This is a genomic window from Stutzerimonas stutzeri (assembly GCF_013522825.1).
Classification (GTDB): domain Bacteria; phylum Pseudomonadota; class Gammaproteobacteria; order Pseudomonadales; family Pseudomonadaceae; genus Stutzerimonas; species Stutzerimonas stutzeri_AK.
On the sequence record NZ_JAAMQZ010000020.1, the window covers coordinates 46,650 to 68,939 of the forward strand.

Sequence of the window (22,290 nt, forward strand, 5' to 3'; positions counted from 1 at the left end):
CTCAACGGTTGCCCTTGAACCAATCCCATAATCCAAGGGAGTAATTGGGCAGCAGGTCGATGCCGAGCGCGGACTTCAGCACATAGAGCATGACGAGCCCCAGCAGCGCCGAGAAGAACAGGAACAAGGTGATCGCACCGGCCTTGGCCGCCAGCGACAGCTTCTGCTGCGCGCGTGACAGACCACGTTTGTTGCGCCCTGCGACGATCACGAAATAGTACTGGGTGCGCCAGATGTTGAAGGTCCCGCGCAGATCCAGCTTGTGGCGCGCCCATGAGCGAGTGGCGAGTGCGCTGCGCAAGCCTTGCAATTGTTCATCGGAGAAGCTTTCACGCAACTCTTCGGGGAGCCGCTGCTTCAACCCGATGACGAAGGGGTCATGTTCCAGAGGCGTGGCGCTGTGAGTCGAATCGGATGCGGGCATGGTGGGGCCGGTGGTGAAGAATGGATGAATGATAGCCGTGCATGCCATGTGTTTGGCCCCGTTACGTCATAAATCACGTGCTGTGCACCCAATGGGCGAAACGTTTTGTAAAGGGGCCGGATGGAACGCTGTGGCTGGGAGGCCATCGATAGTTTTCCACTATCAAAACACAGGAGCTTGTTTTGTCTCGCGTTCTTTTCCTTACGGGGCTGTTGGCGCTTCCAGCGTTTGCGACCGACCCCGTCCTCTATGGTCGTTACGAACATATCAAGATCGAAGAAATCGGCAAGATTCTGCCCGCCAAGATGGACACCGGTGCCATGACCGCATCGCTGTCAGCGCGCGATATCGAACGGTTCCAGCGCGACGGTGAAGACTGGATTCGCTTCCGTCTGGCCGTCAAAGGCGCCGACGACACTCTTTATGAGAGGCCTCTGGTCGGTATCAGCCAGATCAAGTCGCGCGCCGAAGAGGTGGATGAAATTGACCTCGATGACGAGCCGCCACGGGTCGAGCGCCCGGTCATCGGCATGCAACTGTGTATCGGCAGCGAGCTACACGAGGCCGAGGTGAACCTTACTGATCGCAGGCATTTCAGCTATCCACTTCTGATTGGCGCTAAAACCATTCGCGATCTGGGCGCCGCGATCGATCCTGCGGACAAATACACGGCAGGTCAGCCAGCCTGCTGAGATGAGACTGCCAGGTGGAGGCTCCGGGCTCGTGATCGGCCCTTCCAGCCACCTTGAATGCTAGGTTCTGTACGAAAAGTCGTCGAGCGAAGGTCAGGCGAGGCAAAAATCGGTGAGGAAGCGGAGTTTACGAGCTGTAAATGAGCATTCCGAACCGATTTTTAACGAAGCATCACCGAGCGCAGACACTTTTCGTACAGAACCTAGTCAATAGCCGGCAGCTCTTGGACCAGGGTCGTGAAATCGGGGCGTTGCTGCGGGCTGTCCAGGCATTGCCGCTTGAGGCTGGCCATTTGCTGCAGGCGCGGGTCGTGTGCGCTGTCATCACAACGCTCCAGCAACTCTTCCAGCAGATAGCCGAACGCCCTGGCTTCGAGCCGTTGCAGCATTCGGCCCTCATCACTGAGCGGATCATGGAAGGAGGCCGCGCCGAAGTCGCTCAGCAGGCTTTTACCGGCTGGGTCGACCAGCAGGTTGTGGCCGTAGAGGTCGCCATGAAGAATGCCGCGCTCGTGCAGATGCCCGATGGCGCTGGCCACGCTTGCGGCGATACGCAGCACCTGTTCGGCGCAAAAGCGTTGCTGCGCTGGGTAACAGTCGCGTGTGCAGCTGGCGAGCGATGGCGGGCTCGCCAATACCTTGAAGGACGGATCGATCAGCTCCATCAGCAAGCCTGGCAGGGCGTTGACATGATCGACCAGCGGCCCGGCAACACGAATAAGATTCGGATGCTCACCCGCTGCGATGCATGCGGCCATTTCGCTGTGCGGCAGGCCATCGCTGGTCAGGCTGCCCTTGAACAGCTTGACGGCCATGGGCCTGGCAATTTGTGCCGGTGGCTGCCAGTCGACACGATGGATGACACCGGAAGCACCCTGGCCGAGGACTTCACCCAGAACCAGGTGCTCGCGCGTGATCGGCGGCAACGGATGTTGCGTCAGCACTTCGGCCTCGATGGCATCGCTGAACGGGTTGCCGGCAAAGGCTAGCCAGCTCAGGCGCGGCATTGTCAGCAGCCAGGCAGGCAGATCGGGCAACTGGTTGGCGGCAATGCGCAGTAATTCCAGCCGATGACAGTTGGCGAGCGATACGGGCAATGATTGCAGACGGTTGCCGGCCAGCATCAGCTTCTGCAACTGCTCGCAACGACCGATTTCTGCAGGCAATTCTTCGAGTTGGTTGTCGGTGAGGATCAGCCAGCGCAGTTTCGGCGGCAGGGCTGCGGCGGGCAGGCGGCGGATGCGATTGGCCTTGAAACCCACCATTTCCAGCACCGGGCACTGGCCCAGAACGGCTGGCACTTCAGTAAAAGCATTGTCCGAGCAGAACAGGATGCGCAGCTTGCGCAACCGTGGCAGGTCGTCCGGCAGGCCGGAGAGCCGATTACCGGAGAGGTTGAGCACTTCCAGGCTGTCGGCCAGGGTGAAGATTTCCTGCGGGAACTCCGTCAGGTCTTCCGAAAGATCGAGCCGGGTGATGCCTGCCAGTTCGCCGCGTCTGAGGCGCTCCAATGTATGCATATCTGTCCTGGTCCTGCCGCTGTTTGCTGCGCGTTCTATGACCTGCAACTGCGCAGGTCGTGCCTTAGAACCTGTTTTGCCTTGCATTGCTTAGCTCGCGAGACTTTGAACAGGTTCTTAGCCAACAGCGATTTTTCTCGGTGCCTTGAGTGCGCGCTCGGCGCGAGCACGCAGCTGGCCGCAACCGCCGTCGATGTCCTGGCCGGCGGAATTGCGCACCTTGGTCAGCACGCCGTTTTCGTGCAGGTAACGCATGATCTGGTGGATGCGCTCGGCGGCGGGGCGGCGGAAGGCGTCATCGTCCAGGCTGTTGTAGGGAATGACGTTCATGATGGCGAACTTGCCCTTGAGCAGACGAATGATGCCGTCCATCTCCGCCTGGCTGTCGTTGATGCCTTCGAGCAGCGTCCACTGGTACTGGATCGGATAGTCCACCAATCGTGCATAGGTTTCACCCAGCTCGACCAGCTCGGCGGGATCGAACTGCGGCGCACGAGGCAACAATGCCTGCCGCAGCGCCGCATCGGTGCTATGCAGCGAAAGTGCCAGAGCAGGTTTGACCTTCTGCTGCGGCAGGCGCGCGAAAATCCTCGGATCGCCGACGCTGGAGAACACCAGATTCTTGTGAGCGATACCACCCTCGGTGCCCAGCAGGTCGATGGCTTCGAGCACGTTATCGAGGTTGTGCGCCGGCTCGCCCATGCCCATGAACACCACTTTCTTCACCGGGCGAAAGCGCCGGGCGAGGGCGACCTGGGCCACGATTTCGGCGCTGCCGAGCTGGCGCAGCAGGCCGCTCTTGCCGGTCATGCAGAACACACAGCCCACCGCACAGCCAATCTGGCTGGAAACGCACAGGCCTCCGCGAGGGAGCAGCACGCTCTCCACCAGTTGACCATCGGCCAGCGCCACCAGCAGACGGGCGGAACCATCGGCTGCCGGGTGCTCGGCGCTCAGGCTGGCCAGATTCTCGACGATCTTGTTGATGGCAGGCAGACCGTTGCGTACCGCCAGAGGCAGAAAATCTTCACTTTTCTGATGGCGAATACCGGCATCCAGCGGCTGGCCCTTGAGCCAGGCCCGGGTCATCCGACCGATGTGCACGGGCTTGGCGCCGATGTCGGCAAGCTGCTGTTGAACATCTGAAATACGCATAGGGCGCGCATTTTATGCGGGCAACAGGCGCGCCGCCATAGATCATGACTAGAAGCGACGGCTGCCCAGTACCAGCCCGGCTAACATCAAAGCGACCAGGCCGAAGGCAAAGGTCAGCGATGCGTAATGAGCGATCACCCCCATCAGTGCCGGGCCGGCCAGCACACCGGCAAAACCGATGGTGGTTGCGGCGGTCACGGCCTGATGCACCGGTACGACCTGTTGCCGGCTCAGTGAGGAAATCAGTACCGGCGAGACATTGGCGCAGCCCAGCCCGCACAGGCCATAACCCAGCAGCGCAAATACCCAGTGCTCGGTGACAAGGCCGATGGCGATGCCGAGGGCTGCCAGCAAGCCGCCGAAGCCGATCACACGCGCCGTGCCCAGGGCATTGACCAGCGGAGCACCGGCGAAACGACCAATGGTCACCATCAGCGCAAAGCTTGCGTAGCCCAGGCCGCCCATCGTCGTATCCAGCGCCTTGCGCTCGGTGAGGTAAAGCGCGCTCCAGTCCAGCACTGCACCTTCGGCCAGATAGACCACGAAACACATGATGCCGACCAGCAGCACCATGCCCGTGGGGCGGACGAAGGCCATGCCACCCGCCGGCCCCCGGTCGCGCAGAAAACCGGGAGCGACCAGCAGGTTCGCCAGCACGATCAGGGTAATCATCAGCAGCGTTGCGGTCTCTGGTGCCAGCCCCAGTGTCAGGGCGAGGGTCAGCGCCAGTGCGCCACAGATCGAACCGAGGCTGAACATGCCGTGAAAATTCGACATGTGACGCCTGCCGGTCTCGCGCTCGATCAGCACGCCCTGGATATTGAGCACCACGTCGATGACGCCCAGGCTGCCGCCGAAACAGAACAGCGCCAGGGCCAGGACCCAGAGCGAATCCGTCAGTGCCACCCCTGCGAGTGCCAGCGCCAGCAGCAGTACGCTGGCGAGCACCACAGGGCGTATCCCGCGACGATTCACCAGCATGCCGGAGAGCGGCATCCAAGTCAGCGAACCGACGCCGATGCACAGCAACAGCGAGCCGAAGAGGGCATCACTCATTTCGATGCGCCCACGCACATAAGGCACCAGCGGCGCCCATATGGACAGCCCGAAACCGGCCATGAAAAAGCCGGCACGGGCGGCGCGGCGGGCTACAGGCGATGCCGCATCGACGGAGCAGGGTGCCGCAGGCATGGGTGACCTCGAAGAAGTGAGCGGGGGGCATTATCGCAAAGAACCGATGCAACCCGCCGTTTCATCACGGGTCACAGAATGGCAAGCCGCCGAGCCATCCCCGGCGCATGTTAACCTTCCGCCTTGACCAGCAATGCGGCCCGGAGCGGTACATGAAGTTCATTCACCAACGCGAACACCTCAACGAAGATGACTTCGTGATCATCGAGTGCTCGCAGCCCTGCAATATCCGCCTGATGAACGACAAGAATTTTCGCAGCTTCAGAAATGGCGGACGTCACGCCTACCACGGCGGGGCATTCGACAAGTTCCCGGCGAAGATCAAAGTCCCCAGCACCGGCTTCTGGAACATCACCATCGACACCGTGACGCGCCGGGCGATCAGCGTGACCCGCAAGCCTGCGCTCACCCATAGCATCAGGATCGTGCGCAACTCACCCTCGCAATTGAAATAGCCCTACGCCCAACCTCCGAGCAGGACAATGCCTGAGCAGAAATCGCGCACCACGCTGGCCCACCTCGGCATGCTGCTGTGGGCGCTGTTCGTCGGCCTGTCGTTTCCGGCGGTTGGCTTGCTCAGTGAAGGCCTGCCGCCGCTGCTGCTGACGGCCATGCGCTTTGGCATCGCGGCGCTGGTGCTGGCGCCGCTGGCCTGGCGGCAGAGTGAAGGCAGGCCGGGGCTGGCGACCTTGCTGCTCTATGCGCTGATGGGGCTGTGCCTGGCGGGCTTCTTCGGCACCATGTTCTGGGCTGCCCACCGGGTCAGTGCATTGTCGATGGCGACCCTGTTCGTCAGCGTGCCGCTATTGGCCTACTGCCTTGGAAGAGGGCTGGGCGTCGAGCAGCCGGCAGGGCTGCTGCTGGCCATTCTTGCGCTTGGGGCCAGCGGTGCGCTGGGGCTGGCCTGGGCAGAGAATGGCGGAAGTTTCGCCGGCATGCAGCTGGGGTTGGGAGAGCTTGGGTTTTTTCTAGGCTGCGTGGCCTCGGCGTTGTATCCAGTCCTCAGCAAATGGGGGCTGGCGCGCGGTGTGCTGCCCAGGCAAGCCGGGCTGCGCACCTTCTGGAGCCTGGTCTGCGGCGCTGTCCTGATCGGCCTGATGGGAATGATGTGGGAAGCACCACAAACGTTGCTGAGAATGAACCTGCTCGACCTGCTGCTGGTGATTTACCTGGGTGTCTTCTCCAGTGCCATGACCTTTTTCCTGCAACAGCGCGCGACGGCAGTGCTCACGCCGGGCGCCGTCACCGCCTACAGCTATCTGGTGCCCTTCGTCTCGATGTTGCTGCTGTTCTTCGACCAGCCCGGGCGCATGGGCTGGCAGTGGATGCCGGGCAGCCTGCTGGTCGTGCTGGCCATCGGTTTGCTGCTGCGGCGCGAGAGATGAGGTTTGTGGCCGGGATCGTCGGATTACACCTTCGAATCCAACGGTTTGCCCGTAGGGCCGAACTTGTTCGGCCAACGAGCCTCGCAAATGGCCGAACGAGTTCGACCCTGCAAAAGTGGAAAGTTGGTGGTTATTCGTCTTCGCTGCTGGCACGGGTGGCGGCGAGGCATTTCAGGCGATGCGGGCCGAGTTGCCAGCTGTCGTCCCCGGCCTGGTATTCGGCTTCCATTACGCTGTTGTAGCTGAACTGCCAGCGCTTGCGCTGGCGCCCGTCGAGCGCTTCTATCGTCACGACGATTTCCTCGCTTGCAAACGGCTCGCCTGCTTCAGCGACGGCGTCGGCCTGATCGAGCAGGGCGTCGTCGAGGCTGAAGTCGAATACGTGCAGGTCATCGATCAGCAGCATGTCGGCGGCTTCGAGCTGGTCGAGCAGGCAGGGCGTCATGGCTTCGCTCATACGTCGTACCCCAGGTACGGCATCAGCCAGCGCTCGCTGGTTTCGACGTCCTGGCCCTTGCGCTGCGAGTAGCTTTCGATCTGGTCCTTGTCGACCTTGCCGACCGCAAAATATTGCGCCCTGGGATGGGCGAAATACCAGCCGCTGACGGCGGCGGTGGGAAACATGGCGAAGTGCTCGGTGAGGAACACGCCGCTCCGACCGGCCTTGTTGAACTCCGCTTGCGGATCGAGCAGGCGGAACAGGGTGGCCTTCTCGGTGTGATCCGGGCAGGCCGGATAGCCGGGCGCAGGCCGGATGCCCTTGTACTGCTCGCGGATCAGGTCCTCGTTGCTCAGTTGCTCATCCTTGTCGTAGCCCCAGTATTCGGTGCGCACACGCTGGTGCAGCCACTCGGCGCAGGCTTCGGCCAGGCGGTCGGCCAGGGCCTTGACCATGATCGAGTTGTAGTCGTCGCCGGCGTCCTGATAGGACTTGGCCACTTCCTCGGCACCGATGCCGGCGGTACAGATAAAGCCGCCCACATAGTCAGTGATGCCGCTGTCCTTGGGTGCAACAAAATCGGCCAGGCTGAAATTCGGCTTGCCGTCGGTCTTCACCGTCTGCTGGCGCAGGTGATGCAGGGTGGCGAGCTGTTCGCCGTTGTCGCCATAGACTTCCAGATCGTCATGGGCCACCTGGTTGGCGGGCCAGAAGCCGAACACGGCGCGCGCCCTGATCAGTTTTTCATCGATCAGCTTGTTCAGGATCGCCTGGGCGTCGCTAAACAGCGAGGTAGCGGCTTCGCCCACCACTTCGTCCTGAAGGATGCGCGGATACTTGCCTGCCAGGTCCCAGGAGATGAAGAACGGCGTCCAGTCGATGAAGTCCACCAGCGTGCGCAGGTCGATATCTTCCAGCACCTTGCAGCCGGTGAAGGTCGGTTTCACCGGGGCATATTCGGACCAGTCGAACTGCGGCTTGGCAGCGATGGCCTGTTCGTAGCTCAGGCGCTCGGTGCGGGCGGCGCGGTTGGCGGTGCGTTCGCGGATCATCGCGTACTCTTCGCGAGTCTTGATCGCGTAATCCGGCTTCATTTCCTTGGACAGCAGGGTGGTGGCCACGCCCACGGCGCGCGAGGCGTCGGTGACGTACACCACAGCGTCGTTCTTGTAGTGCGGGTCGATCTTCACCGCCGTGTGCGCCTTGGAGGTGGTGGCGCCGCCGATCATCAGCGGCAGGCTGAAACCCTGGCGCTGCATTTCGCGGGCGACGTGGACCATTTCATCCAGCGACGGGGTGATCAGGCCGGAGAGGCCGATGATGTCGCACTTCTCCTCGATGGCGGTCTTGAGGATCTTGTCCGCCGGCACCATCACGCCCAGATCGACGATGTCGTAGCCGTTGCAGCCGAGCACCACGCCGACGATGTTCTTGCCGATGTCATGCACGTCGCCCTTGACCGTGGCCATGAGGATCTTGCCCTTGGCTTCCGGCTTGTCGCCTTTTTCTGCCTCGATGAAGGGGATCAGGTGTGCCACCGCCTGCTTCATCACGCGCGCGGATTTGACCACTTGCGGCAGGAACATCTTGCCCGAGCCGAACAGGTCGCCGACCACGTTCATGCCGGCCATCAGCGGGCCTTCGATGACCTCGATGGGGCGCGCGCACTGCTGGCGGCATTCCTCGGTGTCTTCGACGATGTGCGAGGTGATGCCCTTGACCAGCGCATGCTTGAGCCGTTCGACCACGTCCAGGCTGCGCCATTCCTCGGTTTCAGCCTCCTTGACGCTGCCGTCGCCGCGGTAGTTGTCGGCGATGGCCAGCAGGGCTTCGGTGCCATTGGCGTTGCGGTTGAGCACCACGTCCTCGACCGCCTCGCGCAGCTCCTTGGGAATCTCGTCGTAGATTTCCAGCTGGCCGGCGTTGACGATGCCCATGCTCAGGCCGTTGCGGATCGCGTGGAGCAGGAACACCGAGTGGATCGCCTCGCGCACCGGGTTGTTGCCGCGAAACGAGAAGGACACGTTGGACACGCCGCCGGACGTAAGCGCATGGGGCAGCTCGTCGCGGATATAGGCGCAGGCCTCGATGAAGTCCACCGCGTAGTTGTTGTGTTCCTCGATGCCGGTGGCGATGGCGAAGATGTTCGGGTCGAAGATGATGTCTTCCGGCGGGAAGCCCACTTCATTGACCAGAATGTCGTAGCTGCGCTGGCAGATTTCCTTCTTGCGCGCGGCGGTGTCGGCCTGGCCGGCTTCATCGAAGGCCATCACCACCACGGCGGCGCCGTAGCGCTTGCACAGGCGGGCCTGCTGCTTGAACTGCTCGACGCCTTCCTTCATGGAGATGGAGTTGACGATGCCCTTGCCCTGGATGCATTTCAGGCCGGCTTCGATCACCTCCCACTTGGAGGAGTCGATCATGATCGGTACGCGGGAGATGTCCGGCTCGCCGGCGATCAGGTTGAGGAAGCGCACCATCGCCGCCTTGGAGTCGAGCATGCCCTCGTCCATGTTGATGTCGATCACCTGTGCGCCGGCTTCTACCTGCTGCAGGGCGACTTCCAGCGCCTCAGTGTAGTTTTCCTCACGGATCAGCCGGGCGAAGCGCGCCGAGCCGGTGATATTGGTGCGCTCGCCGACGTTGACGAACAGCGAGCTGCGGTCGATGGTGAAGGGCTCCAGGCCCGACAGCCGGCAGGCCTTGGGGATGTCCGGGATAGTACGCGGCGGGTACTTGGCCACAGCTTCGGCGATGGCCTGGATATGCGCCGGGGTGGTGCCGCAGCAACCGCCGATGATGTTGAGGAAACCGCTGGCGGCGAATTCTTCGACCACGACTGCCATTTCTGCCGGGCTTTCATCGTATTCACCGAAGGCATTCGGCAAGCCGGCATTGGGGTGGGCGGAAACGTGAGTCTCGGCCTTGGCGGACAGTTCTTCCAGATAAGGCCGCAGCTCCTTGGCGCCCAGCGCGCAGTTCAAACCGACCGAGATGGGTTTGGCGTGGCGTACCGAGTTCCAGAAGGCTTCGGTGGTCTGGCCCGACAGGGTGCGGCCCGAGGCGTCGGTGATGGTGCCGGAGATCATGATCGGCAATTCGATGCCGGTTTCCTCGAACACGCCCTGCACGGCGAAGATCGCCGCCTTGGCATTGAGGGTATCGAAGATGGTCTCGATCAGGATCAGGTCGGCGCCGCCCTCGATCAGGCCGCGTGTGGCTTCGCTGTAGTTGTCCACCAGTTCGTCGAAGGTAACGTTGCGAAAGCCCGGATCGTTGACGTCCGGCGACAGCGAGCAGGTCCGGCTGGTCGGGCCGAGCACGCCGGCGACGAAGCGCGGTCGGTCCGGGGTCTCGGCGGTCTTGGCGTCGCAGACCTGGCGGGCCAGGCGCGCGCCCTCGACGTTCAGCTCGTAGGCCAGCGCTTCCATGCCGTAGTCGGCTTGGGAAATACGAGTGGCGTTGAAGGTGTTGGTTTCGAGAATGTCCGCGCCGGCATCCAGGTAAGCCTTCTCGATATTGCCAATGACGTCCGGGCGGCTGAGGATCAGCAGGTCGTTGTTGCCCTTCACATCCTGCGGCCAGTCGGCGAAGCGCTCGCCGCGATAATCGGCTTCCTGCAGCCTGTAGCTCTGGATCATGGTGCCCATGCCGCCGTCGAGAATCAGGATGCGCTCCCTGAGCGCTTGCTGGAGGGCCTGGAGACGGTCGTTGCGATTGGACATGGGACTACCTGAAAAAGCGGAATACGAAGGGGTGCGAATGATAGCAAGGCTGCATGTTTTTTGATCGCTCGCGATTTAGCATGAGCAGAATTCATATTGACCAAGCTAAAAAGCTCGCGGGCGAATTCGCTTCGTAGGGCCGAACGTGTTCGGCCATCTTGCTGGCCCGTGGCCGAACAAGTTCGGCCCTACGATGAAGCCTTTGCGCCGTTAGCCTGAACGCGACAGGTTTGGCTACCATGCCGCCTGTCATCAAGGAGCTGTCCATGAAGCGTCGCGCCATTTTTGCCGGGCTGTTGCTGGTTGCCTGTGGTTTTGCCCGTGCCGAGCCGCTGTCCTATCAGCGCGACGTACAGCCGATCTTCACGGCCAAGTGCGTAGCCTGCCATGCCTGTTACGACGCGCCCTGTCAGCTCAACCTGGGCAGCGACGCGGGCGTGCTGCGTGGCGCACACAAACAGCCGGTCTACAACGGGACACGCAATGAAGCCCAGATAACCACTCGCCTGTACCTGGATGCCCACGGCGAAGCGGCTTGGCGTCGACGTGACTTCCATTCGGTGCTGGCACCGGCGCACGGACAGGCGGCGCTGCTGGCACGGATGCTCGAACTGGGCCGCAACGAGCCTTGGCCAGCCAACACCAAGCTGCCGGCCAGCCTGGAGATCGGCATCAACCGCGACAACCAGTGCCCGCAACCTGGCGAATTCGCCGATTACGCGAAGAAGAACCCCCACGGCGGCATGCCCTTTGCCGCAACCGGCCTGACGGACAGCGAATACGCTACCTTGCAGGCCTGGGTCGAGCAGGGCGCACCGACTGACCAGCAGTCGGCACAGCCCTCGCCCAGCGAGGCAGCACAGATTGCCCAGTGGGAAGCGATGCTCAATGCTCCCGGCGAGCGTCAGGCGCTGGTCAGCCGCTGGCTGTATGAGCATCTGTTCATCGCCCATCTGTATTTCGATAGCGGCAACAGCGGGCGCTTCTTCCAGCTGGTGCGTTCACGCACGCCAGCCGGCCAGCCGGTCGACGTAATCGCCACGCGCCGGCCCAACGACGATCCGGGTACCCGTTTCTTCTATCGCATCCGCCCCGTGGAAGGGGTAATCGTGCACAAGACACATATCACCTACCCCCTCGACGGGCAGAAACTGGCGCGCATCGACGAGCTGTTTTTCGGCGAGAACTGGACCCTAGACGCCTTGCCAGGCTATGGCACTTACCACCGCGCCAATCCGTTCGATACCTTCCAGGCGATTCCGGCGCGGGCGCGCTATCAGTTCATGCTGGATAACGCCGAATACTTCGTGCGCACCTTCATACGCGGGCCGGTGTGCCGGGGACAGATCGCCACGGACGTTATCCGCGACAACTTCTGGGTGCTGTTTCAGGACCCGCAGCATGACCTTTACCTCACCGACGCCGATTACCAGCGCCAGACCACGCCGCTGCTGGCGATGCCGGGGCAGATCGATAACCTCGGCGGGTTGATGGACTTCTGGCGCATCTATCAGGAAAAACGCAATCAGTACGAGACACTACGCCTGCAGGCCTACACGCAGATGCCCGCGCGCTGGGAGCATATCTGGCGCGGCAACGACAACGCGCTGCTGAGCGTCTTTCGCCAGCACGACAGCGCTTCGGTGCGTAAAGGCCTGATCGGGGAAATTCCGCAGACACTCTGGTGGATGGATTTCCCGCTGCTGGAGCGCACCTACTATCAACTGGTGGTGAATTTCGACGTATTCGGCAACGTCTCGCATCAAGGCCAGACCCGGCTGTATTTCGATCTGATCCGCAATGGCGCCGAATTGAATTTCCTGCGCCTGCTGCCCGCCGACTCGCGTCAGGGCATTCTCGATGACTGGTACGACAAGAGCGGCCAGCTCAAGCTGTGGTTGGCTTATACGAAAATCGATACGGCCACCCCGACGGCCCTGTCACTTGAACGCGATGCGCCGAAAAAGAGTTTCGCCTGGCAATTGCTGGAGCGCCACGCGGCCATCAATGCCAGCCCCGACCCGATCAATCGCTGTCGCAGCAGCCATTGCTATCGCGACGGGCAGAGTGCCGCCCGACAAGCCTCCGAACAGGCGCTGAGCCGGCTGACCAACCGGGTTGCGGCGAGCCTGAAGGTGATCGAGTGGTTGCCCGAAGCGACCCTGCTGCGCGTCGAGCATGACGGCGAGCCGCGCGAGGTCTACAGCCTGCTGCGCAATCGCGCCCATACCAATGTGGCCTTCATGTTCGGCGAGGCTTATCGCTACAAACCGCGTATGGACACCCTGACGGTCTATCCGGGCGTGTTAAGCAGCTACCCGAACTTCCTGTTCAGCCTGCCGGCCCATGAGCTGCCTGCTTTTGTCGTCGCCATGGAGCAGGCGAAGGACCAGGCCGCCTTCGAGCACATCGTCGAGCGCTGGGGCATCCGCCGCACCCATCCGGATTTCTGGGCGCATTTCAACGATCTCACGCGCTACCTGTACGAAACCGATCCGGTAGAGGCGGGCGTGCTCGACATGAATCGCTATCAGAATCTCTGAGCAGATCGTGCCCGGATTGTCGGATTAAGCCTTCAAGCCGTCGGATTACGCCTTCGGCTAATCCGACCTACGAATGGTTGGGGTTCGTACTTCATCGTCCCGACAAGCGGACTACCAGAGAGAAGAGGGCACATCCTTGATCAGCTCCAGCATCAGCAGCGAACGCCCGGTGACGGCATATTCGTCGCCGAAATCGAAACGTTCGGGGCGGGCGGTGGGGTTGTTGGTGTCCACCAGGCGGTTCCAGTAGACGCCCTGCGGGACCTCCGGCAGGCTGAAATCAATCTGGTCATGGTGTGCGTTGATGACGATCAGCAGGGTCGCATCCGAGCCAGCTCGACGGATCCCGGTAGGCTGCGCGCGTCCATCGAGCAGCATGCCCATGCAGCGATTGTTGACGTCCTCCCATTGCTCGACGGACATCTCCTCGGCGTTGGGCGCCAGCCAGGTGACATCCTTCACGCCCAGCTCCTCGTTGAAGGCGCCGACCAGGAAACGGCTGCGGCGCAGCATCGGAAAGCGCTGGCGCAGGCGCACGAGCTTGCGCACGAAGGACAGCAGTTCCTGGCTGTCTTCGCTGATGTCCCAGTTCACCCAGCCAATTTCACTGTCCTGACAGTAGGCGTTGTTGTTGCCATTCTGGGTGCGAGCGAATTCGTCACCGGCGACGATCATTGGCGTGCCCTGGGAGAACAGCAGGGTGGCGAAGAAGTTGCGCATCTGCCGGTAACGCAGGTCATTGATCTGCGGGTCGTCGGTGGGTCCTTCAACGCCATGGTTCCAGGACAGGTTGTTGTCGCTACCGTCGCGGTTGTCTTCGTCGTTGGCCTCGTTGTGCTTGTGGTCGTAGGACACCAGGTCCTTGAGAGTGAAGCCGTCGTGCGCGGTAACGAAGTTGACCGAAGTGAAGGGGCGTCGGCCACGCTGGTTGTACAGGTCGCCGGAACCGGTCAGGCGTGAAGCGAAGTCCGCCAGCTGGCCTTCGTCGCCTTTCCAGAAGGCGCGCACCGTATCGCGGAACTGGTCGTTCCACTCCGCCCAGCCAGGCGGGAAGCCGCCGACCTGGTAGCCGCCGGGGCCGCAATCCCAGGGTTCGGCGATCAGCTTGGTCTTGGCCAGTACCGGGTCCTGGCGGCAGGCGACGAGAAAACCGTGACGTTCATCGAAGCCCTCGTGTTCGCGACCGAGAATGGTCGCCAGGTCGAAGCGGAAGCCGTCCACATGCATCTCGGTGGCCCAGTAGCGCAGCGAGTCGGTGACCATCTGCAGCACGCAGGGATGGCTCATATCCAGCGTGTTGCCGGTGCCGGAATCGTTGATGTAGTAACGCTTGTCGTCGGGCATCAGACGGTAGTAGGAGGCGTTGTCGATGCCGCGCATGGACAGTGTCGGCCCCAGCTCGTTGCCCTCGGCGGTGTGGTTGTAGACCACGTCGAGAATGACTTCCAGGCCGGCATTGTGCAGGTGCGCGACCGTTTCCTTGAATTCGCTGATCTTGCCGCTGGCCAGGTATTTAGGGTGCGGTGCAAAGAAGGCGATGCTGTTGTAGCCCCAGTAGTTGCTCATGCCTTTTTCCAGCAGGTGCTGATCCTGGACGAAGGCATGGATGGGCAGGAACTCGATGCTGGAGACGCCCAGCTTGCGGATGTAATCGATCACTTCCGGTGTCTTGAACGCCTCGAAAGTACCACGCTCCTCATCGGCCACTGCCGGGTGGAGCATGGTATAGCCGCGTGCGTGGGTTTCGTAGATGATCGTCTGGTCCCAGGGCACCTGCACCGGATGATCCCGACCCCAGGTGAACGCTGGATCGATGACCTTGCACTTGGGCACGAAGGGCGCGCTGTCGCGCTCATCGAAACTCAGGTCGCCATCGGGATGGCCAATGGTGTAACCGAACAGCGCCTCGGACCAGCGCAGCTCACCCACCAGTTGCTTGGCATAGGGGTCGATCAGTAGCTTGTTGGGATTGAAACGATGGCCGGCTTCCGGCTCGTAAGGACCATGCACCCGGTAGCCGTAGACTTGGCCGGGATGGGCATCGGGCAAGTAGCCATGCCAGATTTCATCGGTGTATTCGGGCAATTCGATACGCTCCAGTTCGGTTTCACCGCTGGCATCGAACAGGCACAACTCAACCTTGGTGGCATGCGCCGAGAAGATGGCGAAGTTGACGCCCAGGCCGTCCCAGGTCGCCCCCAAGGGAAAGGGAAGCCCTTCGTGAACGCGCGAAATCTGCTGGGGCCGAGGTGCGGAAGGTTTTCGTTTGCTCATGAATACTCCGATGAACGAGTCGCGACATGGCTGGGCTTATGGCCAGGCCTGTTCAGCTATCTGTTGGTTTGGCTGAGCGCGGCGTCCGGGGCTTGCGGGCTGCGGCAGCTTTTACCGGCTTCTCGACCGGTGTCGCATCGACCGGCTTGGTGGCCGTCTTGCGGGGACGTGCCGGTTTTGCGGGAGGGACGCTACCCTGGGTTTCGACCAGCTTGCGGGCCATTTCCCAGTGGCGGGCATCCTGTCCTTCCGGGCAGCCCTCGGACTGCCAGATTTCATAGGCGAATTCGCGAATGCGTTGTTCTTGTTGATTCATCGTTCCTCTTCTCCTGACGATTTGATTGTTATTTGCAAAACGGTCACAGGCAGCGATTCCAGGGCGTGCTGAAGGTGCAGGCTCGTTTGTCTGGGTCTGACTGCATCCACGCCGAAAAGTCGCATGAGCGGCAGACCGCTCAGCACCTCGGGTAGCTTCACCAAGGTGTCTTTCCACTGCTCGGGAGCAATATGTGGCGTGCGGCTGTCCCCCAGAAGTCCGCTGGCCAGCCTGGCGGCGATGACGATGATCCAGGTGCCTTCCCACTCCCGGGCAAAGGCAATCACCTGATCGGCATGGGTGCCTTCGACCTTCAGCGGCAGGTAAGCGCCCTCGCTGAACAGTCCTGGCTGGACGCTGCGCAGGTTCAGGCTGCGTGCGATCAACCATTGCTTGATGCGACCGTCTTTCCAGCTCGCCAGCAGTTCGGCGGGCTGAGCCTGCGGATCGAAGGAGGCGCGCCGCCGGGCGAAGTCCACCGGCTGACGATTGTCGGGGTCGACCAGGCTGAAATCCCAGTAATCGGTCCCCTGATAAAGGTCCGGCACGCCCGGCGTAGTCATACGCAGCAGCGTCTGGGTCAGGCTGTTCAGCGCACCAGCCGGCGCCAGTTCGGCTGCCGCTTCGGCTATTTCGCTGCGCAAGGCCCGACCTTCATCGCCGAGCAGCAGGATGCGCAGATACTGCTGGCAAGCGCTTTCGTATTCGCTGTGGGGATCGGTCCAGCTGGTGCGCAACTTGGCTTCGCGCAGAGCCTTTTCCTGCCACTGGATGATCCGCTCGCAATAGGCTTCGACGCCCTGACGGTCTTCCGGGACCAGCTCCAGCGGCCAGCTGCCGAGCAGGACCTGGTACAGGAGCAACTCGTCACCGGCAGAGGGCGCTGATCCGTCAGCCAGCTGCTGGCGCAACCCATAGGCAAGCTGACGCCAATGGCGCACTTTGCTGGCGAACCAGTCGGCGCGCTCGCTGATCACGGCCATGCGCGCGCGGGTGTCTTCGCCGCGCTTGTGGTCGTGGGTGGCGGTGGTCAGCAGGTTTCGCGGAAAGTATTCGGCGCGAGCCAGGCACTCGCCATGGAAGGCATCCACCGGTGCACTGAAATGCTGCGGGTCGAAACCGACGTCGTTGCGTGAAAGCAGGGCTCCGGAGCGATAGCAGGCGGTGTCTTCCACAGCCTTGGCGGCGGCGGGTGAGGTGAGCTGCTGGAAGCGTGTGCAGGCGTAGCGGCGAATGCGTCGTGCAGGTCCTGGTGGCAGGGAGCGCAAGGGTTCGCCGCCAAGCCAGCGGTCGAGATGATCGAGCAGCGGCCAGTCCGCCTCGCCGAGGGTAGTACGCGCACCGGCCAGTGCCTGCTGAAAGAAGGGCTCATCGGCCTCTCGACGCCCCTGGGCAGCGATGTAGGTGCGGTACACCGGAAAATGCACGATCAGCTCCAGCAGCGCCCGGCGGATCGCCCCGAGAGTGATGTCGCGGGTCATCAGGTCATACCGCGCCACCTGCAGCAGCGCCTGGGCGACGCTCTCGAAGTCGCCGGCCAGCGGCCCGGTGAGCACCAGCTGTCGCGCCTGGCGCACTTCTTCCATGAAATCCTCGGGGCGCTCTGCGGTTTCGCTCCACAAACCGCAAAGGACGGATTTACCGAGCGGGTCATGCTGCAGCAGCGACACCTGGTTCATGAACTCATAACCTGTGGTGCCGTCCACACCCCAGTCATCATGCAGACGTTCGTTACCGGCAAGGATCTTTTCGACGTAAATCGGCACATGATCCTGGGCCGCTTCGGGAGGGCGCGCAGCATTCAGGCGATCCACCCGGCGACGCAGGCGGCGACAGTAGCCGCGCGGATTGGCCAGTCCGTCGATATGGTCGATGCGCAGGCCGTCCACCAGACCGTCGCTGATCAGCTGGAAGATTTTTGCGTGGGTTTCCTCGAAAACTATCGGTCGTTCAACGCGCAAGCCGCCCAGTTCGTTGATATCGAAAAAGCGCCGCCAGTTGATGTCGTCACCGGCGGTACGCCAGCTGGCCAGGCGATAGTTCTGCCGTTCGAGCAGGGCATGCAGGCGCCGGAAGCCTTCCTCGTGAGTGGAGTCGTAGCGTTTGAGCGCTTCTTCGAGAGGCTGTCGGATGCTGTGATTTTCCAGAACACGGGCCAGTTCGGCGCGCAGCTGGCGGGCGGTCTGCCAGGGCGCCGGTTCGGTTTTCAGGGCATCGAAGTGCTGCGCCAGGGTACGCAGCTGCGGCTGCTCGGCCAGACGCAGCACCTCGCCGTAGCTGGGCGGAGTGATGGGGAAGCGGTGTTCGTAATGCTCGGCATAGAGAGCGCCTTCTTCCGCATCCAGGCGCAGGACGATGCTGCCCTGCTGCAGGGCTTCGCCGTAGTCGCTGCCAAGGAAAGGCACCAGCAGCTGACCTTCGAGTAGCGGGTCGGGGGAATTCCATTCGATATCGAAGAACAGCGCATAGGGGCTGCGCCGTCCCCATTCCAGCACATCCAGCCACCAGGGATTACCGGAACCTCCAACGGCCATGTGGTTGGAGACGATATCCAGAATCAGCCCCATGCCCCTGGCGCGCAGGGCTTCGACCAGCCGATGCAGGGCCTCTTCGCCGCCGAGTTCCGGGTTGATGCGAGTCGGGTCTATGACGTCGTAGCCGTGCATGGAACCGGGGCGGGCGGTGAGCAGGGGCGATGCGTAGAGATGGCTGATGCCCAGATCGGCGAAGTAATCGACCAGGGTAGTGGCGTCGTCGAGGGTGAAGCCGCGGTGGAATTGCAGCCGCAACGTCGCACTGAGGGGCTTCATCGTTGTTCGTCTCCGCTGGCCTTGTGCCGCGCGTCTGCCAGGCAACGTAGGCGGCGGGAGCTGTCAGGATGGTCAAGCTGGCTGGCGCTGTCACCGGGGTAGCGTCGCCGCCAGTTGGGATGCTCATCGACGATGCCGGGCAGGTTGGGCTGTTCCTCCAGGCCAAGCGCGTCTTCCAGGGGCAACAGCACCAGCGGTGCCGGGGTATGGCCGATAAAGCAGGCGCTGGCCTGGATGGCGCTTTCGACGTCGAGCAATTCACCCGGTGATTCACGGGGCACGTCTGGCACATAGGGGCGCAACACGGCATCAAGGCCGCGACGCTCGTGCTCGCGCTCGGCAGTTTGCTGCGGACGCTCGGCCTCGCTGTTCTGTCCGGTACGGATGCGCCAGTCGATATCCTCTCCACGCCACCAGCCACCGAGGGTGGGCAGGTCGTGCGTGGTGGTGATGGCCAGCGCATCCTTCGACCATTCGTGGGCCGGTCTGAAACGGGCATTGTCCTGCTCGAAGAGCAGCACGCGCATGCCGAGGATGTTCCGCGCCGCAAGCTTTTCCCGCAGGCCCGCCGGCACGGTGCCGAGATCTTCGCCGAGGATCACCGCGTCGTGCCGCCAGGCTTCGAGCGTCAGCAGTCGCAGCAGGTCGTCGAAAGGGTAGTTGAGGTAGGCGCCCTGGTCAGGGCCGGCGCCTTCGGGCATGACCCACAGGCGCATCAGCCCCATCACATGGTCGATACGCATGCCGCCGGCATGGGCCAGGTTGGCGCGCAGCATTTCGATGAAGGCGCGGTAGCCATTGGCCCTGAGCCCCCAGGGAGAAAAGGCGCAGATGCCCCAGTTCTGCCCGGCCCGGTTGAGGATGTCCGGCGGTGCGCCGACGCTCAACGTGGCCAGCACTTCTTCCTGCCGGCTCCAGGCCTGGCTGCCGCCACCATCGGCGCCTACCGCCAGATCACTGATCAGGCCAATCTTCATTCCGGCGCTACGCGCGGCGATCTGCGCACGCTCCAGCCCGCGCGCGACCAGCCACTGGCAGAAGGCGTGGTAGCTGACCTCATCGGCCTGCGCCCGTGCGAAGCGTTCGACCGCCGGACTCTGCGGCGTGCGGTACTCCTGCGGCCAGTCGCGCCAGTGCTGCGGGTGGCCGGAAGGGCTGAGCAGGCTGTCGTGCAGCGCCTCGAAACGACAGTGATTTTCCAGCGCCTGGCCGCCGGCTGCGCGGAAGCTGTCGAAGTCCGCCTGCTGGGCATTGCCGCCTCTGCAGAAGTTCTCGAACAGCTGGCGCAGCAGACACCGGCGGGTTTCGTTCACGGCGGGCCAGTCGATCAGCTCCAGTCCTTCCAGGCGCCGCAGTTCCTCGCCCAGGCCACAGGCCTCGATGGCGATACGCAGTGGCGTTTCCCCCAGAATCGCCTCGGGCGCACAGTACAGCACGTTGTAGAACAGCCGGCTGGAGGGCGAGTAGGGGCTGTAATGACCGCTGTTGGCGGCAAACATCGCATGGACCGGGCTGATGCCCAGGGCATCGGCGCCGTGGTCGGCAGCATTGCGGGCGAAAGCTTCCAGGGCCAGGGTATCGCCCAGGCCGCCATCGCCGGCACGGCGCAATCCATACAGCTGGACGGTCAGCCCCCAGGCACTGGGGCCGGCCAGGTCCTGCACGGCGGGGCAGGCCGGGGGCGCAACGGCGAGGGTCAGCTGGCGCCCGGCGATTTCCAGGCGGTGATAGCCGGGGATGTCGATGGGTGCCAGGCGCGCCTGTTCATCGAGTGTGCCGTCACAGCGCTGACCGACTTCCAGCTCCAGGCTGTAGCGGGCGCCTGGCTCGCAATGGCGTGCCAGCTCCAGCGCTGCGCCCTGGTCGAGAGTCAGCAGCGGCGGCAGGTCGCTGGCACCGCCATCGACATGCAGTTTTTCCAGGCTGCGCTCGACGGCCTCATCGCTGTCGGCATCCAGGCCCAGGCCATGCAGTACGGCGCGCAGGACCTCGGGCGCCACTCGCTGGTCGCGCCCATCGGCATCGACCCAGTCGATGGACAGGCCTGCCGCTTCGGCCAGGCGTTTCAGGCGCTCGTCACTCATTGATGTCTTCCAAATGGATTCTGGCGGTGTGCGGCGGCAGCGAACCTGCGTCTGTGGTGTCCTTCCGGTTGCTGTACAGCAAGCGAGATTTGGCAGGTGCGGGTGTCAGTGCCACCTGATGAGTGCCAAGATTGAGTTCCAGGCGCAACCGGCTGCCATCGCCCAGTCGCCAATGCGCCAGGGCGGCGGCTTCGCCCAACGCCGTGGCGCCGAGAAAGGCGGCACCCTGCAGGCGCGGCACGATTTCCCGATGGCGGATATCCAGAAGTTGCCGGTAGAGCCCGGCCCACTGGCTGTCGATCCGGGCGAAATCCGGCCTGGAAGCCGCGAAGGTTTCCGCTGCATTCGGGTCGGGAATGCGCGCGCGCGTCGCTTCGTCGGCAAACTCCGTGAACTCGGCGAATTCGCCCCGGCGACCTTCGCGCACGGCATCGGCCAGTTCGCCATGGTGGCTGGTGAAGAACAGGAAGGGTTCACGCGCACCCCATTCCTCACCCATGAACAGCAACGGGATCATCGGCGAAAGCAGCAGCAGGGCGGTGGCGGCGCGCAGAGCGTCGGGTTCGGCCAGGGCGATCAGACGTTCGCCGAAGGCGCGGTTGCCAATCTGGTCGTGGTTCTGCAGAAAGAGTACGAAGGCGGTGGGCGACAGGTGCCCGCTCGGCTCGCCCCGCGCATGCCCGCGCCGATCCTGCTGGCCCTGGTAGATGAAGCCCTCGCCGAGAAAGCGCACCAGCTTACGGGTCGACTCCTGGTGAAAGTCGGCGTAGTAGCCCTGGCTTTCTCCGGTCAGCAGGCTATGCAACACGTTGTGGCCGTCATCGTTCCACTGCGCGGTAAAGCCCTGCTCAAGCAGGCTGACGCGGTTGTCCTCGTTTTCTAGAACCAGATGGACATGGCGCCCCGGCTCGGTGTCGGCGCGCACGCGCTCGGCCAGTTCGACCAGGAAACCCCGGTCGGGAATGGCGTGGACGGCATCCAGGCGCAGGCCATCGAAGCGGTACTCGTTGAGCCACATAAGCGCGCTGTCGATAAAGAAATCGCGCACCTCACGCCGGCGAAAGTCGATGGCGTCGCCCCAGGGCGTCTGCTGGTCGTGGCGAAAGAAATGTTTGGCGTAGTAGCCCAGGTAGTTGCCGTCCGGCCCGAAGTGGTTGTAGACCACGTCGAGAAACACCATCAGGCCGTGGCCGTGGGCAGCGTCGATCAGCCGCTTGAGGTCATCGGGGCTGCCGTAGGAGGCTTCTGGCGCATAGGGCAGCACGCCGTCGTAACCCCAGTTGCGCGCACCGGGAAATTCCGCCAGCGGCATCAGCTCGATGGCCGTCACGCCGAGTTCGGCCAGCGCGGCGAGCCGCTGTTCGATCTGTGCGTAGCCACCGCAGGCGCCCACATGCAATTCATAGAGCACGGTCTCGTGCCAGGGCCGCCCGCGCCATCGCTGATTGCGCCAGACGTAGGCGTTGGGATCGGTGACCAGGCTGGGCTCATGAACATCGCCTGCCTGGGCGCGGGAGGCCGGGTCCGGCACCTGCAGCTCGCCGTCGATCAGGAAGCGGTAGGCCGTACCCGCGCCGACCTCGGCATCCAGGCTGTACCAGCCTTCGTCAAGACGCGGCATGGGCAGCGTGTCACCACTGACCAGCACCAGGCTGACATTTTGCGCGTCGGGCGCCCAGAGTCTGAAACGGGTGCGGGAATCATCCAGCAGTAACGGCCCATGTTGCATCGA

General features: G+C 62.9%; 15 protein-coding genes. 4 read left to right on the plus strand and 11 right to left on the minus strand.

Annotation, left to right across the window (positions count from 1 at the left end):
* Position 1: 1 nt before the first annotated feature.
* Positions 2 to 424: a 3-phosphoshikimate 1-carboxyvinyltransferase gene (locus G7020_RS13860; protein ID WP_181085435.1), complete on the minus strand. Its 423-nt coding sequence runs from the start codon at positions 422 to 424 to the stop codon at positions 2 to 4.
* A 182-nt stretch (positions 425 to 606) separates the two neighbouring features.
* Here G7020_RS13860 and G7020_RS13865 point away from each other — a divergent pair, with 182 nt between their 5' ends.
* Complete coding sequence (locus G7020_RS13865) at positions 607 to 1,116, plus strand: ATP-dependent zinc protease (RefSeq protein ID WP_181085362.1); 510 nt, start codon at positions 607 to 609, stop codon at positions 1,114 to 1,116.
* A gap of 203 nt (positions 1,117 to 1,319) precedes the next feature.
* On the opposite strand, the gene G7020_RS13870 is transcribed toward G7020_RS13865, so the two are convergent.
* The 3 genes from G7020_RS13870 to G7020_RS13880 form a co-directional block, all read right to left on the minus strand.
* A complete protein-coding gene (locus G7020_RS13870; RefSeq protein ID WP_181085364.1) occupies positions 1,320 to 2,636 on the minus strand; it encodes a leucine-rich repeat-containing protein kinase family protein in 1,317 nt (438 codons plus the stop codon).
* Positions 2,637 to 2,753: 117 nt separating this feature from the next.
* On the minus strand, positions 2,754 to 3,791 hold the full coding sequence (locus tag G7020_RS13875; RefSeq protein WP_181085366.1) for an RNA methyltransferase: 1,038 nt from the start codon (positions 3,789 to 3,791) through the stop codon (positions 2,754 to 2,756).
* Positions 3,792 to 3,839: 48 nt separating this feature from the next.
* The gene (locus G7020_RS13880; protein ID WP_181085368.1) at positions 3,840 to 4,982 is read right to left on the minus strand and encodes an MFS transporter; all 1,143 of its coding nucleotides are present in this window, start codon (positions 4,980 to 4,982) and stop codon (positions 3,840 to 3,842) included.
* A 107-nt stretch (positions 4,983 to 5,089) separates the two neighbouring features.
* On the opposite strand from G7020_RS13880, the gene G7020_RS13885 reads away from it, so the two are divergent.
* Both G7020_RS13885 and G7020_RS13890 read left to right on the plus strand, forming a co-directional pair.
* Positions 5,090 to 5,437, plus strand: a complete 348-nt coding sequence (locus G7020_RS13885) for a DUF1883 domain-containing protein (RefSeq protein ID WP_423835660.1) — start codon at positions 5,090 to 5,092, stop codon at positions 5,435 to 5,437.
* A 27-nt stretch (positions 5,438 to 5,464) separates the two neighbouring features.
* Positions 5,465 to 6,367, plus strand: a complete 903-nt coding sequence (locus G7020_RS13890; protein WP_181085372.1) for a DMT family transporter — start codon at positions 5,465 to 5,467, stop codon at positions 6,365 to 6,367.
* 130 nt (positions 6,368 to 6,497) lie between these two features.
* On the opposite strand, the gene G7020_RS13895 is transcribed toward G7020_RS13890, so the two are convergent.
* Both G7020_RS13895 and metH read right to left on the minus strand, forming a co-directional pair.
* Complete coding sequence (locus G7020_RS13895) at positions 6,498 to 6,824, minus strand: DUF5629 family protein (protein WP_181085375.1); 327 nt, start codon at positions 6,822 to 6,824, stop codon at positions 6,498 to 6,500.
* Positions 6,821 to 10,531 carry a methionine synthase gene (metH, locus tag G7020_RS13900; RefSeq protein WP_181085385.1) on the minus strand — a complete coding sequence of 1,237 codons (3,711 nt, stop codon included), beginning with the start codon at positions 10,529 to 10,531 and terminating at the stop codon, positions 6,821 to 6,823. Before metH ends, G7020_RS13895 begins: the two co-directional genes overlap by 4 nt.
* Positions 10,532 to 10,797: 266 nt before the next feature.
* Here metH and G7020_RS13905 point away from each other — a divergent pair, with 266 nt between their 5' ends.
* Positions 10,798 to 13,074, plus strand: coding sequence for a fatty acid cis/trans isomerase (locus G7020_RS13905; RefSeq protein ID WP_181085387.1), 2,277 nt, complete (start codon positions 10,798 to 10,800; stop codon positions 13,072 to 13,074).
* Positions 13,075 to 13,185: 111 nt separating this feature from the next.
* Here the strand turns inward: G7020_RS13905 and glgX are convergent, their stop codons facing one another.
* From glgX to treZ, 5 genes are read right to left on the minus strand one after another with little or no spacing between them, the layout of a single operon-like run.
* Positions 13,186 to 15,348: a glycogen debranching protein GlgX gene (gene glgX / locus G7020_RS13910; RefSeq protein WP_181085389.1), complete on the minus strand. Its 2,163-nt coding sequence runs from the start codon at positions 15,346 to 15,348 to the stop codon at positions 13,186 to 13,188.
* 52 nt (positions 15,349 to 15,400) lie between these two features.
* Positions 15,401 to 15,664 carry a DUF2934 domain-containing protein gene (locus G7020_RS13915; protein ID WP_181085391.1) on the minus strand — a complete coding sequence of 88 codons (264 nt, stop codon included), beginning with the start codon at positions 15,662 to 15,664 and terminating at the stop codon, positions 15,401 to 15,403.
* The gene (locus G7020_RS13920; protein WP_181085393.1) at positions 15,661 to 18,474 is read right to left on the minus strand and encodes a malto-oligosyltrehalose synthase; all 2,814 of its coding nucleotides are present in this window, start codon (positions 18,472 to 18,474) and stop codon (positions 15,661 to 15,663) included. The genes G7020_RS13915 and G7020_RS13920 overlap by 4 nt, the downstream gene beginning before the upstream one ends.
* Positions 18,471 to 20,558 carry a 4-alpha-glucanotransferase gene (gene malQ / locus G7020_RS13925; RefSeq protein ID WP_181085395.1) on the minus strand — a complete coding sequence of 696 codons (2,088 nt, stop codon included), beginning with the start codon at positions 20,556 to 20,558 and terminating at the stop codon, positions 18,471 to 18,473. The genes G7020_RS13920 and malQ overlap by 4 nt, the downstream gene beginning before the upstream one ends.
* Positions 20,551 to 22,287, minus strand: coding sequence for a malto-oligosyltrehalose trehalohydrolase (gene treZ, locus G7020_RS13930; protein WP_181085397.1), 1,737 nt, complete (start codon positions 22,285 to 22,287; stop codon positions 20,551 to 20,553). The genes malQ and treZ overlap by 8 nt, the downstream gene beginning before the upstream one ends.
* Positions 22,288 to 22,290 lie beyond the last annotated feature (3 nt).

Bases quoted from the DNA above. Each gene is read 5' to 3' on its own strand.
- G7020_RS13870 (WP_181085364.1), bottom strand. From the start codon at position 2,636: ATGCATACATTGGAGCGCCTCAGACGCGGCGAACTGGCAGGCATCACC.
- treZ (WP_181085397.1), bottom strand. From the start codon at position 22,287: ATGCAACATGGGCCGTTACTGCTGGATGATTCCCGCACCCGTTTCAGA.
- G7020_RS13880 (WP_181085368.1), bottom strand. From the start codon at position 4,982: ATGCCTGCGGCACCCTGCTCCGTCGATGCGGCATCGCCTGTAGCCCGC.
- G7020_RS13890 (WP_181085372.1), top strand. From the start codon at position 5,465: ATGCCTGAGCAGAAATCGCGCACCACGCTGGCCCACCTCGGCATGCTG.
- G7020_RS13905 (WP_181085387.1), top strand. From the start codon at position 10,798: ATGAAGCGTCGCGCCATTTTTGCCGGGCTGTTGCTGGTTGCCTGTGGT.
- metH (WP_181085385.1), bottom strand. From the start codon at position 10,531: ATGTCCAATCGCAACGACCGTCTCCAGGCCCTCCAGCAAGCGCTCAGG.
- malQ (WP_181085395.1), bottom strand. From the start codon at position 20,558: ATGAGTGACGAGCGCCTGAAACGCCTGGCCGAAGCGGCAGGCCTGTCC.
- G7020_RS13860 (WP_181085435.1), bottom strand. From the start codon at position 424: ATGCCCGCATCCGATTCGACTCACAGCGCCACGCCTCTGGAACATGAC.
- G7020_RS13895 (WP_181085375.1), bottom strand. From the start codon at position 6,824: ATGAGCGAAGCCATGACGCCCTGCCTGCTCGACCAGCTCGAAGCCGCC.
- G7020_RS13920 (WP_181085393.1), bottom strand. From the start codon at position 18,474: ATGAAGCCCCTCAGTGCGACGTTGCGGCTGCAATTCCACCGCGGCTTC.
- G7020_RS13875 (WP_181085366.1), bottom strand. From the start codon at position 3,791: ATGCGTATTTCAGATGTTCAACAGCAGCTTGCCGACATCGGCGCCAAG.
- G7020_RS13915 (WP_181085391.1), bottom strand. From the start codon at position 15,664: ATGAATCAACAAGAACAACGCATTCGCGAATTCGCCTATGAAATCTGG.
- glgX (WP_181085389.1), bottom strand. From the start codon at position 15,348: ATGAGCAAACGAAAACCTTCCGCACCTCGGCCCCAGCAGATTTCGCGC.
- G7020_RS13885 (WP_423835660.1), top strand. From the start codon at position 5,090: ATGTTAACCTTCCGCCTTGACCAGCAATGCGGCCCGGAGCGGTACATG.